Here is a 12519-nt window from a genome sequence, read left to right as displayed (position 1 = left end):
CTTGTCTCCTGGAATCAAGGTCGGGTCAGGAACGGCAGGAACGGTGGTATCTCGTCGGGATCGCAGTCCACCGCAATGAAGGACGGGCCTTCGGCGTGTGCACTGTGTGCCAGCGCGTCGGTCAGTTCGCTGACACTTCGGGCGGCGAATGCCGGCAGCGTCGGGAACATCGCCGCGATGCCCTCGCCGAGCAGAGTCGGCCGGAAGCGGTTGAAGCTGTATCGGTCGCGGTAGAACAGTTGCTCGCGGGTCACGCACATGGCGTGCGCGTTGTTGTTGAACACGATGAAAGTCACCGGCAGGTCGTGCTCGATCGCGGTGTGCATCTCCAGGCCGTGCATGAAGAACGCGCCGTCACCGGCGATGACGAACGTCCTTCTGTTCCGCGCGAACGCCGAACCGATCCCCGCGCCGAAACTGTAGCCCATGCCACCCATCCCGAGGGCGACCACGAACCGCCCGCCCCGCGGCACCGACAGATGATGCACCACGGATGCGCCCGTGTTCCCGGCATCGGCGAACACGTCCGATCCCGCCGGCAGCATCGCCGAGATCGCCTCCACTGCCTCGCGGTAGCGCAGCCCCGGCCCCGAGGAGTCCGGCACCTCCAGCGTCGTCAGGGCCTGCGGGCCTACCGGTTCCGGTTCGCCGTCGGCCTCGAACATCGCCGCGAGCTCGGCCAGTGTCGACCGGAGGTCCCTGCTCACCGCGTGCACTGTGGGCGGATAGGGTGGTTCGGCACCGATGCTGGCCACCGGCACCCCGGCCAGCGCACCGTCGAGTCCGGCCCGCGCGGTCATCGGCATCCGGGTGCCCACCAACAGGCACAACGCCGAATGCTCCACGGCGTCGACGAGTTCGGCGTGGCCCATCGTGCCCGCGACCCCGCAGAATCCGTGCTCGTCGGCGGCGTAGCAGTCCTTCGCATCCGGTGCGACTCCGACCGCCGCATCCAACGCGACGGCCAATTCTCGCACCTGCGCACGGGCGTCGTTGCGCGCAACCTGGTCACCGACGACGAGCACGATCTTGCCCGTTCGTCGGGCCGCGGCGACCATCTCGGCGATCCGGGCCAGCCCGACGTGATCGTGAACCACCTGGGGTGTCGGCGGGGTGAACCGGGACACCGTCACGGATGCTTGCTGAATGTCTTTGGGCAACAGCAACACCGCCGGACCGCCCTGCAGCGCCGAGGACACCGCTCGCTCCAGGTGCTCGGCGATGTCCTCGGGCTGGTCGATCCGCGCGCAGTAGCGGGAGATCTCGAAGAACAACCGCGCCGCGTCGATCGAACCCGCTCGGCCGCTGGAATCCTGGAATGCTCCTTCGCCCTCCGACGCGGTCGGTGGCTGGCCGACCAAGGCCAGCACCGGTACCCGCGAGGTGTAGGACTCGGCCAGCCCGGCGACCAGGTTCATCGCGCCACCACCCGAGGTTGCGGCGACGACGCCGAGCCCGCTCGTCGAACGGGCGTACCCGTCGGCCATGGTGGCCGCGGAGAACTCGTGCTTGGCCACCACTCCGGTGACGTCCACGTCGGCATCGAAGACCGCATCGTAGAGGTCCTCGATGTTGGCGCCGTCCACCCCGAAGATGTTCCGCACGCCCAGCGCGGCCACGGCCTCGACCAGATAGTCGACGACTCGGCGCTGTTCGCGTCCATGACTTCGATCGCTCGCTACCATCGTGTGCTCTTTCCGGGACTCCGGTCCCTCGGGTGCTTGCCGCTCCCTGCGGATATCGCTGGTCGGCTCGGTCACCACCGCGGGTGTGCCGGGGCGACCCGGGGTGGGCGGGAGGGCAGGCCCCGAGTCTCGGGACCTACCCGACATTCCTCCGTCGTCACGCGTCGTCGGTGTGCAGCTGATCGCCTACCACGATCGGCCGGAGCCGCTACCTGCAGTAGGAACCCCAGGGTGCAAATCGCTACCCCGAGGGGGAGGGGTTGCGGGTAGGTCGGGACGGTGACCCCGGACTTCGGGCCGGCGCAGCACCGCTGCACGCAAGTCCCGGCGCCGCTGATCGGCAGCCGCGCCACTGGTACGCAATCGAGTGTCACCCGTGGCGCCGCCGGAGCGCGCGACAGGACAGTCGACGTTCTCCGACCGCCCCGGTGCCGGCGTCTCAGTCCTGAGCCGGCCGCAGCACCGAGGGGCGCAACCGGTGGAAATCCTTGACCCGCAGCGCGCGCAGGGGGCGCAACCGGAAGTGCTCGTCGCCCTCGAGCACGCCGGCCAGGGTCGAGTCGATCAGCACCGTCCCCGGTCGCGCGGCGCCGGTCAGTCGTGCCGCGATGTTGACCGCCGAGCCGAACATGTCCCCGAACCGGGCCAGGACCGGGCCCTGCGCCATGCCCACCCGCAGATCCGGGGCGTCGGGCCGCGAGCTCGACGACTCCTGCAGCGCGAGCGCGATCCGTGCCGCGTCCACCGGGTCTTCTGCGGCGAACATCACCTCGTCGCCCACGGTCTTGATCACCCAGCCCCCACCCTGGGTCACGATGCCCGTCGCGGTCGACTCGAAGTCCTCGAGCAGATCGTTGAGTTCGTCGGCGTCGATCCGGCGGGTCAGGCGGGTGTACCCCACCATGTCGGCGAAGCCGACGACCAGCACCCGGCCCGCCGACTCGCCCCCGGCCCGCACCACGTTGCGTCCGGTCGTCGCGACCAGGTGCCGTCGCCACACATACAGCTGCAGGTTCTCGGTGAGCGGCAGGACCTGTTTCAGCAGTCCGTCGACGAACGACCGGATCTCCTCCTCGGACGGGGAGGCTCCGGTGTACTCGGTCTCGAGCCGGTCCAGGATGTGGGTGTTCATCAACGTCACCTCCCACTCGGCCAGCCGGGACATGGACTGTCCCAGCGACCGCGCAGCCGCGAGCTCGAGGTCGGGGTGCAGCGCACCGCTGCCCACGATGGCGTCGATGTTGCGCAGAGCCGCGACGTCACCGTCCGTGAACGTCCGCGCATCCGGGTCCGGATCCACGGTGAACCCCAGCGCCTGCCAGAGTCGTTGGGCGCGTTCGTAGTCCACCCCGGCCAGGGCGGCGCTCTCCTTCTGGGTGTAGCGGCGTTCGCCACCGAGCAGGGTCCGCTCGAGTTCGGCCTGCACGGCCTGCAGGAGCTCGTTCCCGAGCTCCGGTTGCTCCGACGCGCTCACGTCGCTCCTTCCCGGCCGCCGAAGGTGACCGGCCGACCCAGCATTGCTCACCACGGTTCGGGTGCGCAACGAATTCGCGAGAGTGTCGCACCTGTGTGCGACAGTGGTCGCGCCTCCTGCACCCCCAGCACGAAAGGACGCGCATGCCGCCCCGCAGACGAGCCGGCGCAACCGGCCCGGATCACCTCACCGACGAGCAGCTCGCCGAGCTGACCGCCGCCATCGCGAACGGTCGCCGTGCCACCGTCTATCTCATCGAGGGCATCCCGAGCCTGGGCATCGCGCCGGGCGCGTCGGCCCGGGCGGTGTCGGTGGCGGGCCGCACCGTCACCGTCCGGCCCAAGGGCGTCGACGACGAACTGCCCTTCGAGGCCGAGGAACTGCGCCTGACGAAGGAGCCGGCCCGTAAGACCGCGGATCGACCCGCCCCGCGCTCCACCACTGCGCGCTCCACCACTGCGCGCTCCACCACTGCGCACTCCACCCCGCGCACCTCCGCGCAGCCCGCGGCATCGGGGACCTCCCGCGGTCCCGCCCCGAAGAGCTCGTCGTCCCCGGCACCCACGCCCGCCCCGAAGGAGACCCCCGCCGTGCCGCCCACCGCACCCGAACCGCAGACCGGCGCAACCGCGAAGCCCAAGGCGGCGCCGCGCCGGGCCAAGAAGCAGCCGGGGGTGACCGTCACCATCACGATCGATCCGGACCAGGAGTGGACCGTCGGTGTCGCGCAGGGCACCCGACGTCTGAGCAAGGCCAATCCCGTCAGTCCCGACGCCGTCGAGCGCGCGGTGCTCGAACTCGGCGACGAGGCGGCCGTCGAGGCGGTCCGGTCCGTGATCGATGCGGCGCGTCAGGCGGCGGAGGAACGCGTCGCGCAGCTCAGCCGTGAACTCGAGGCGGCCAGAAAGGCGTTGGAGAGCCTGGGGTCGGGTTCGACCGGGTAGGCTGATCGGCTGATGCGGCCGGAACCGGCCGGGCGGGAGGGCTCATGTTCAAGCGCGTTGCGATGGCGATCGTCGCGGGTGTCGCACTGCTGGCAGGTGGAACGGGGGTCGCGGTCGCGGCACCGCCGGTTCCGCTCGGGGGTGGCTCGGGCATCACGCTCGGCAACGGTTCCGAGGACATGTTCGACTGCACGCTCACCACGATCGGCAACGACCGGGCCGGCCGGCTCGTCGGCTTCACCGCCGGACACTGCGGCGGCCCCGGGACGACCGTGAAGTCCGAGACGGACCGCGGGGCCGGGGTCCTCGGCCGGATCGTCGGCACCAACGAGGTGCTCGACTACTCGGTCATCGAGTTCGACCGCAGCCGGGTCGCACCGGTGAACCGGGTCGGCAACGTCACCATCACCGGCGTCGGCACCCCCGTGGGGTTCCCCAACGTGGCCTGCAAGGAGGGCCGCACCACCGGCAACACGTGCGGTGTGGTCTGGGGTGACGTGTTCAATTCCCAGGAGACCTGGACGCAGGTGTGCGTCGTCGAGGGCGACTCCGGCGCGCCGTTGGTCGTCGGCACGACCCTCGTCGCCATGGTCAACGCGTACCTGCTCACCCCGTGCGTCGGCCCGGAGGTCGGCACCAACTTCGTCACTGTCCTCGGGGACGTCGACGCCCGCGGCGGGGTCGGCGCGGGTTACCGCCCCATCTGACACGCACACGGATGCGGGCCCCTGTCCGGGGCCCGCATCCGTGTCTCAGCCGCAGACCGCCCCGCCCGACGCCGACCCGACGAGCTTCGTGTACTTGGCCAGCACCCCGCGGGTGTACCGGGGAGGCAGCGGTTCCCACCCCTGCCGGCGGGACGCGAGTTCGTCCTCGTCGACCAGCACGTCCAGGGTGCCGTTCGCGACGTCCAGCCGGATCGGGTCGCCGTCGCGGACGAACGCGATCGGACCGCCGTCCACGGCTTCCGGCGCCACGTGCCCGACGCACAGTCCCGTCGTGCCGCCGGAGAACCGGCCGTCGGTGAGCAGCAGCACGTCCTTCCCGAGCCCGGCGCCCTTGATCGCGCCGGTGATGGCGAGCATCTCCCGCATTCCCGGCCCGCCCTTCGGGCCTTCGTACCGGATCACCACCACGTCGCCCGCCGTGATCGTGCCGTCCTCGAGGGCATCCATCGCCGCCCGCTCGCGCTCGAAGACCCGGGCGGTGCCCTCGAATACCGACTCGTCGAATCCGGCGGACTTCACCACCGCCCCGCCCGGGGCGAGACTGCCCTTCAAGATCGTGATGCCACCCGTGGGATGGATGGGCTCGCCCAGTGCGCGCAGCACCTTGCCGTCCGGATCGGGTGGGGCGATCTCGGCCAGGTTCTCGGCGACGGTCCGCCCCGTGACGGTGAGGCAGTCGCCGTGCAGCAGGCCCGCGTCGAGCAGGGCCTTCATGATCACCGGGACTCCGCCGATGTGGTCGACATCCTTCATCACGTGCCGGCCGAACGGCTTGACGTCGGCCAGGTGCGGAACCCGGGCACCGATGCGGGAGAAGTCGTCCAGGGTCAGCTCGACCCGCGCCTCGTGCGCGATCGCCAGCAGATGCAACACCGCGTTGGTCGACCCACCGAACGCCATCACGACGGCGATCGCGTTCTCGAACGCCTCCTTGGTGAGAATGTCGGAGGCGGTGATGCCGCGGCGCAGCAGGTTCACCACGGCCTGGCCGCTGCGGCGGGCGTATCCGTCGCGGCGGCGGTCCGTCGCCGGCGGGGCCGCGCTGCCCGGCAGCGACATACCGAGCGCCTCGGCTGCGCTCGCCATCGTGTTCGCCGTGTACATGCCGCCGCACGCGCCCTCGCCGGGGCAGATGGCCCGCTCGATCGCGTCGACGTCCTCCCGGCTCATCAGTCCCCGGGCGCATGCGCCGACCGCTTCGAAGGCGTCGATGATCGTCACGTCGCGTTCGGAGCCGTCGGACAGCTTCGCGACGCCCGGCAGGATCGATCCCGCATAGAGGAAGACGGCCGCGAGGTCGAGACGCGCGGCGGCCATCAGCATCCCGGGCAGGGACTTGTCGCATCCGGCGAGCAGCACCGACCCGTCGAGCCGTTCCGCCTGCATGACGGTCTCCACGCTGTCGGCGATCACCTCGCGTGAGACGAGCGAGAAGTGCATCCCCTCGTGGCCCATCGAGATGCCGTCAGAGACGGAGATCGTGCCGAACTCGAGCGGGTAGCCGCCGGCGGCGTGCACGCCGTCCTTGACCGCCTGCGCCAGCCGATCCAGCGACAGGTTGCACGGGGTGATCTCGTTCCACGACGAGGCCACCCCGATCTGCGGCTTGTCCCAGTCGTCGTCGCCCATGCCGACGGCGCGGAGCATGCCGCGCGCGGCGGTCTTCTCCAGTCCGTCGGTGACGTCGCGGCTGCGCGGCTTGACGTCCGGCTCGGTCACACCGCTCGCCTCGGGTGTCATCGCGCTGCTCCCCGCGGGTCGCGTCCGGTCAGCGCCAGCAACCGGTCCTGCAGGGGCGCGTCGTCCGGCATCGGGACGGGCGGCGCGAACAGCCCGGTCGCGCCCAGCATGTCGCGCTGTGGTTGCAGGTCCTCCCACACCGCCGCCACCAGATCGGGGTCGAGGGTCTCGTCGGCGCCCACGGCCCGTGCCAGATCCCAGGTGTGGATCGCGATGTCGCTCACCTGCTGTCGCAGATAGTCCCGCGCGGGAACCATTCCGTACGACAGGTGCACCTGTCTGTCCGGATCGGTGGACGCCCACGCGACGGACGCGTCGACCGCGTGCCGGTCCCACTCGGCCGGCAGGTCGTCGCCGAGGGGGAGGAGATCGGCCTCCGCCTCGGCGATCGTCTTCCCGGCGAGGAGGGGCGGCACCCACCGTTGCTCGTCCACCACGTGCCGGACCAGCGTGGCGACGTCCCATTCGGTGTCGGGGGTGGGGGCGGACCAGTCGGTGACCGCCGAGAGCCGGTTCTCGAAACCCTGCCGGGCGATGCGCTGCAATTCGAGCCAGTCGTACGACATGGACTCAGCGTAGGCGGGTGGTGGCGACGGCACCGGGTTTCCCGGACGTGCGCCGGATGCCGATGTTCGGAAGGATCGAGCGGGCGCACCCGGCGCGCATCCCGTTCGTCCGACATGCACTGGAGAATTCATGCCCGTCCCCACCGTCGCCCTCGCCCCCGGTCTGACCGTCAGTGCCCAGGGCTACGGCGCGATGTCCGTCTCGCCCGCCTACGGCCCGGTCGACCTCGACGAGGCCCTCGCCACGCTGCACCACGCGGTCGATCTCGGCATCACGTTCGTCGACACCGCCGACGTCTACGGCGACGGCACCAGCGAGCGGGTCGTCGGGAAGCTGCTGAAGGACCGCGGCGACGAAGTGCAGGTGGCCACCAAATTCGGTCTGGTCGGCGCGCTGGGGACCGGCAACCGCGGTATCGACGGCCGCCCCGAGTACGCGAAGCGGGCGATCGACGAGTCCCTGGGCCGGCTCGGGGTGGACAGCGTGGACCTGTACTACCTGCATCGCGTGGACCCGAACGTGCCGGTCGAGGACACCGTCGGCGCCCTCGCCGAGCTGGTGCAGGCCGGCAAGGTCCGGCACATCGGCCTGTCCGAGGCCACCGGCGACGAGCTGCGGCGCGCGCACGCCGTGCACCCGATCTCCGCGATCCAGTCCGAATGGAGCATCGTTTCCCGCGACGTCGAGAAGAACGTGGTGCCCACGGCCGCCGAGCTGGGCATCGGATTCGTGCCGTACTCGCCGGTCAGCCGGGGCCTGCTCACCGACGACTTCGACGCCGGACAGATCGGCGACCGGGATCTGCGCCGGCGTTTCCCCCGGTTCGACGCCGACGCGCTGCCCGCCAACCTGCAGGTGCGGGCCGCGGTGCGCGCGGTCGCCGACGAGGCGGGGGCGACCGTCGCCCAGGTGGCGCTGGCGTGGCTCGACGCCAAGGCACGGCAGTTCGGATTGCCGTCGGTCGCGATCCCGGGCAGCCGCTACGCCGCACGCGTCACCGAGAACGCCGGCGCACTCGACGTGCGGCTCACCGACGAGCAGCTCGTCCGGCTCGACGCCCTCGCCGACACCGTCGTCGGTGGACGGGCCGCGGACCCGACCTGGGTGTCGTGGGGCCGCGAATGACTACCGGCCGGTAGACCCGTCGCCGCGTAAAGTCGTTTCATCATGAAACGGGTGTGGTGGGTCTGGGGTGTCGGTGTCCTCGCCTATGTCGTGGCCGTCATGCATCGCACGTCGTTCGGCGTGTCCGGTCTCGCGGCCACCGAACGTTTCGACATCACTCCGGCCGTGCTCTCCGGATTCGTGGTCCTGCAGATCGTGGTGTACGCGAGCATGCAGATCCCGGCCGGGGTGTTGCTCGACCGGTTCGGGTCCCGGGTGATGATCGCCTCGGGTGCGGCGATCATGGCGTCGGCGCAGCTGGTGCTGGCGTTCACCGAATCCCTGCCCGCCGCCTACGCGGCCCGGGTCTTCGTCGGCGCGGGCGACGCACTCACGTTCATCTCGGTGCTGCGCCTGGTTCCGGTGTGGTTCGACGTGCGCCGGGTGCCGCTGGTCTCCCAGCTCACGGGAATTCTCGGGCAGCTGGGGCAGGTGCTCTCGGCGCTGCCCTTCGTGCTGATTCTGAACGGAGCGGGGTGGAGCGCGGCCTTCGCGAGTGCTGCGGCTCTCGGTGTGCTCGCGTGCGTGCTCGCCGTGGCCGTGGTGCGCGATGCACCGCCCGGCGTGGTGGTGCGGACCGAGGCTGCCGGGATGCGGCAGGTGCTCGCGCAGATCGGGGCGGTGTGGCGCCGGCCGGGGACGCGGCTGGGGTTCTTCACCCACATGGGGACCCAATTCTCGATCACCACGTTCGCGTTGCTGTGGGGCGTGCCGTATCTCCAGTCGGCGCAGGGACTGTCCGCGGCGGCGGCCGGGTCGCTGCTCACCCTCTCCGTGGTCTCGGCGATCGCGGCCGGCCCGGTGCTCGGGATCCTCAGCGGCCGGTTCCCGCTGCACCGCTCGTGGCTGGTGCTGTCGATCATGGTGAGCAACGCGGTGATGTGGACGGTCGTGCTGCTGCTGCCGGCGCCGGCCCCGATGTGGCTGCTCGTCCTCCTGATCGTGACCATCTCGGTGGGCGGGCCCGGGTCTATGATCGGATTCGACTATGCGCGGACGTTCAACCCGAGCACCGCGCTCGGCACCGCCCAGGGCATGGTCAACATCGGCGGATTCCTGGCGTCCCTGCTGGTGATCCAGGCGATGGGGGTGATCCTGCAGCGTCTCGGCGGCTACACCTTCGAGGCGTTCCGGGTCGCTTGGCTGGCGCAGTATCCCGTGTGGGTCGTGGCGATCGTCGGGGTGCTCGTCACCCGCGGCAAGGCTCGCCGCGAGGCGGGGGTATCGCCGCGGACGTTGCGGCAGGTGCTGCGCGACGGTCGTCGCGCAGGGCCGGCGGAGTCGCCGACGCGCGTCGAGGAGGCTGGCGATGACGGGGATCGGACCCGAGCGGACTGACAGCCCCCGGCGAGACCCGGCCGGTGGCGGCAGAGCCGGCGGATTCGCCCTGGAGGACCTGCGGACCAAGATCGGAATCGTACGGGACGAGTTCGTCGATCGTCACGGCTACGACCCGGTCGAACACGTCGAGTCGTGGACGGCCGGCGCCGCGTCGTCCGAGCTCGCCGGAATCCGCATCACGTGTGGAGTGAACGCCGACGTGTACCGGCTGCGGGATCTGCTCGCCGTCCGGCGGGACGTGCGGGTGGTGGAGGCCCGGGACTACATCAGACGCGCGGGTCCCGACGGGTACCGGGGTTTGTGCCTCGTCGTGGAGGTCCCGGTGGCACGGTCGGACGGTGTGCGTGCGGTGCGCGTCGAGGTGCAGATCCGCACCGGGATCATGGAATCGTGGGAGTTCGTGGCGACCCGGCTCCGCACCGGATTCGCCGATCACCTGCCGCCGGAGATGCTCGACGAGCTGGGCGTGGCGGCCGAGCGTGCCCGCGACCTCGACTCGCGGATCGGCGCCCTGCACCGGCGCATGGAGGACCGCATCGCCGGGGCGCAGCAGGAAGCGCCGCCGGCTTAGAGCCGGTCGTGCACCTGCGCGCGCAAAACCTTGTCGCGCGGGTACTTACGGGCGCATGCAGCACTACCCCGCGCGGGGACGGCGACAGCACGGACCCCGCCGGAGATCCGACGGGGGTCCGTGCTGTGGGGCTCAGTTGTAGCTGTAGAAGCCCTGGCCGGTCTTGCGGCCGAGACGGCCGGCGTCGACCATGCGGCGCAGCAGCGCCGGCGGCGCGTAGTGCGGCTCGGCGAACTCGTCGTAGAGCGACTGGGCGGCGTTGAGCGTGATGTCGAGGCCGACGGTGTCGATGAGGGTGAGCGGGCCCATCGGGTAGCCGCACCCGCCCTTCATCGCGGCGTCGATGTCTTCCTTCGTCGCATAGCCCGACTCGAGCATCCGCACGGCGGAGGTCAGGTACGGGATCAGCAGCGCGTTGACGATGAAGCCGGCGCGGTCGCCGGCGCGGACCGTCGTCTTGCCGAGGGTGTTCTTCACGTAGTCGAAGACGGCGTTCGCGGTCTCCTCCTCGGTGGTGAGCGCCGAGATGATCTCCACCAGCGGCATCACCGGCACCGGGTTGAAGAAGTGCACACCCACGACCCGACCCGGACGCGACGTCGCCTGGGCCATCTTGATCACCGGCAGCGACGAGGTGTTGGTCGCCAGGATGCCGGACGGCTTCACGACCGCGTCGAGCTTGGTGAAGATGTCGACCTTGAGCGACTCGACCTCGGGCGCCGCCTCGATGACGAGGTCGCGGTCGGCGAGGTCGGAGACGTCGGTGGTGACGCGGACCCGCGCGACGGCGGCGTCGGCCTCCTCCTGCGTGATCTTGCCGCGGGCGACGCCCTTGCCGATCGAGCCGGCGACGCGCTTGCGGGCCGCTTCGGCGAACTCCTCGCTGGTCTCGAGCACGATGACGTCGCTGCCGGCCTTGGCGCACACCTCGGCGATGCCGGCACCCATCGTGCCGCCACCGACCACGCCGATCAATTCCACTGCCACGGGGATTCTCCTCGTTACGAAGGTTGGACCAGGGTGAACTTACTGCCGCAGGGTCAGCGCAGCAGCGCGCGGGACATGACGACCCGCTGGATCTGGTTGGTTCCCTCGTAGATCTGGGTGATCTTGGCGTCGCGCATCATGCGCTCGACCGGGAAGTCGGTGGTGTATCCGGCGCCGCCGAACAGCTGCACGGCGTCGGTGGTGACCTCCATCGCGACGTCGGACGCGAAGCACTTGGCCGCGGAGGAGATGAAGCCGAGGTTCGGCTCGCCCCGCTCGGCGCGTGCCGCGGAGGTGTACACCATCAGCCGGGCGGCCTCGACCTTCATGGCCATGTCGGCGAGCATGAACTGCACGCCCTGGAAGTCGGAGATCGACTTGCCGAACTGCTTGCGGTCCTTGGTGTAGGCGATCGCGGCGTCGAGCGCGCCCTGCGCCAGGCCCACGGCCTGCGCACCGATGGTGGGCCGGGTGTGGTCGAGCGTGGCGAGGGCGGTCTTGAAGCCGGTACCGGGCTCGCCGATGATGCGGTCGCCGGGGATGCGGCAGTTCTCGAAGTACAGCTCGGCGGTCGGGGAGCCCTTGATGCCGAGCTTCTTCTCCTTCGGGCCGACCACGAAGCCCTCGTCGTCCTTGTGGACCATGAAGGCGGAGATGCCGTTGGCGCCCTTGTCGGGGTCGGTCACGGCCATGACGGTGTACCAGCTGGACTTGCCGCCGTTGGTGATCCAGCACTTCGAGCCGTTGAGGATCCAGTCCTCACCGTCGGCCTTGGCGCGGGTGCGCATGCTCGCGGCGTCGGAGCCGGCCTCACGCTCGGACAGGGCGTACGACGCCATCTCACCCTTGACGAGGTCGGGCAGCACCTTGCCCTTGAGCTCGTCGGACCCGGACAGGATCAGTCCCATGGTGCCGAGCTTGTTCACGGCGGGGATCAGCGAGGACGAGCCGCATACGCGGGCGACCTCCTCGATGACGATGCAGGTGGCGACGGAGTCGGCGCCGTCGCCACCGAACTCGGCCGGCACGTGGATCGCGTTCAGGCCGGACTTGTTGAGGGCGTCGAGCGCCTCCTGCGGGAAGCGTGAGTTCTCGTCGACGTCCTTGGCGAAGGGCGCGATCTCCTTCTCGGCCAGCGCGCGGATCGCGGCGCGAAGCTCGTCGTGCTCCTCGTTCAGCTTGAACAGACCGAACTCCGGGTTGAAGGCCATGACGGCGGACTCCTATCGGCACGCAGTGCCAGTATCTGAGTTGGTGTCGCATCCACCCTATCGGACGTAGGGCGCGCGACGTCATGAAATTGCATCAAGTGAAGCAC

11 protein-coding genes are annotated in these 12519 nt (G+C 70.2%); 5 read left to right on the top strand and 6 right to left on the bottom strand.

What is annotated here, in order from left to right; all coding sequences use genetic code 11:
• Positions 1-14: 14 nt before the first annotated feature.
• Together ACM26Y_RS22445 and ACM26Y_RS22440 are read right to left on the bottom strand one after the other, a co-directional pair.
• Entirely contained in the window at positions 15-1685 is a 1671-nt protein-coding gene (locus ACM26Y_RS22445) for a thiamine pyrophosphate-binding protein (protein ID WP_416062006.1), read from the bottom strand.
• A gap of 439 nt (positions 1686-2124) precedes the next feature.
• Positions 2125-3159, bottom strand: coding sequence for an adenylate/guanylate cyclase domain-containing protein (locus ACM26Y_RS22440; protein WP_416062005.1), 1035 nt, complete (start codon positions 3157-3159; stop codon positions 2125-2127).
• A gap of 143 nt (positions 3160-3302) precedes the next feature.
• On the opposite strand from ACM26Y_RS22440, the gene ACM26Y_RS22435 reads away from it, so the two are divergent.
• Together ACM26Y_RS22435 and ACM26Y_RS22430 are read left to right on the top strand one after the other, a co-directional pair.
• Positions 3303-4103 (top strand): DUF6319 family protein, encoded by an 801-nt coding sequence (locus ACM26Y_RS22435; RefSeq protein ID WP_416062004.1) that lies wholly within the window; start codon positions 3303-3305, stop codon positions 4101-4103.
• Positions 4104-4147: 44 nt separating this feature from the next.
• Positions 4148-4810, top strand: coding sequence for a serine protease (locus ACM26Y_RS22430; RefSeq protein ID WP_416062003.1), 663 nt, complete (start codon positions 4148-4150; stop codon positions 4808-4810).
• Between the two features lie 45 nt (positions 4811-4855).
• On the opposite strand, the gene ilvD is transcribed toward ACM26Y_RS22430, so the two are convergent.
• Positions 4856-6571 (bottom strand): dihydroxy-acid dehydratase, encoded by a 1716-nt coding sequence (gene ilvD / locus ACM26Y_RS22425; protein WP_371382069.1) that lies wholly within the window; start codon positions 6569-6571, stop codon positions 4856-4858.
• Positions 6568-7137, bottom strand: a complete 570-nt coding sequence (locus ACM26Y_RS22420) for a TIGR03086 family metal-binding protein (protein ID WP_416062002.1) — start codon at positions 7135-7137, stop codon at positions 6568-6570. Before ACM26Y_RS22420 ends, ilvD begins: the two co-directional genes overlap by 4 nt.
• A 130-nt stretch (positions 7138-7267) precedes the next feature.
• On the opposite strand from ACM26Y_RS22420, the gene ACM26Y_RS22415 reads away from it, so the two are divergent.
• Genes ACM26Y_RS22415 through ACM26Y_RS22405 form a run of 3 tightly spaced genes read left to right on the top strand, consistent with a single transcriptional unit; the run spans position 7268 to position 10214 of the window.
• Positions 7268-8263, top strand: a complete 996-nt coding sequence (locus ACM26Y_RS22415; protein WP_416062001.1) for an aldo/keto reductase — start codon at positions 7268-7270, stop codon at positions 8261-8263.
• 42 nt (positions 8264-8305) lie between these two features.
• Positions 8306-9640: an MFS transporter gene (locus ACM26Y_RS22410; protein ID WP_416062000.1), complete on the top strand. Its 1335-nt coding sequence runs from the start codon at positions 8306-8308 to the stop codon at positions 9638-9640.
• Positions 9612-10214 carry a GTP pyrophosphokinase gene (locus ACM26Y_RS22405; protein WP_416061999.1) on the top strand — a complete coding sequence of 201 codons (603 nt, stop codon included), beginning with the start codon at positions 9612-9614 and terminating at the stop codon, positions 10212-10214. Before ACM26Y_RS22410 ends, ACM26Y_RS22405 begins: the two co-directional genes overlap by 29 nt.
• A 132-nt stretch (positions 10215-10346) precedes the next feature.
• Here the strand turns inward: ACM26Y_RS22405 and ACM26Y_RS22400 are convergent, their stop codons facing one another.
• A complete protein-coding gene (locus ACM26Y_RS22400; protein WP_416063733.1) occupies positions 10347-11195 on the bottom strand; it encodes a 3-hydroxybutyryl-CoA dehydrogenase in 849 nt (282 codons plus the stop codon).
• Between the two features lie 59 nt (positions 11196-11254).
• Entirely contained in the window at positions 11255-12412 is a 1158-nt protein-coding gene (locus ACM26Y_RS22395; protein ID WP_003934862.1) for an acyl-CoA dehydrogenase, read from the bottom strand.
• Between the last annotated feature and the right edge of the window lie 107 nt (positions 12413-12519).

This window comes from Rhodococcus indonesiensis, from assembly GCF_047782815.1.
Taxonomy (GTDB): domain Bacteria; phylum Actinomycetota; class Actinomycetes; order Mycobacteriales; family Mycobacteriaceae; genus Rhodococcus; species Rhodococcus indonesiensis.
The sequence above is the reverse complement of the archived record's forward strand: the minus strand, read 5'-3'. Positions and strand labels throughout refer to the sequence as shown.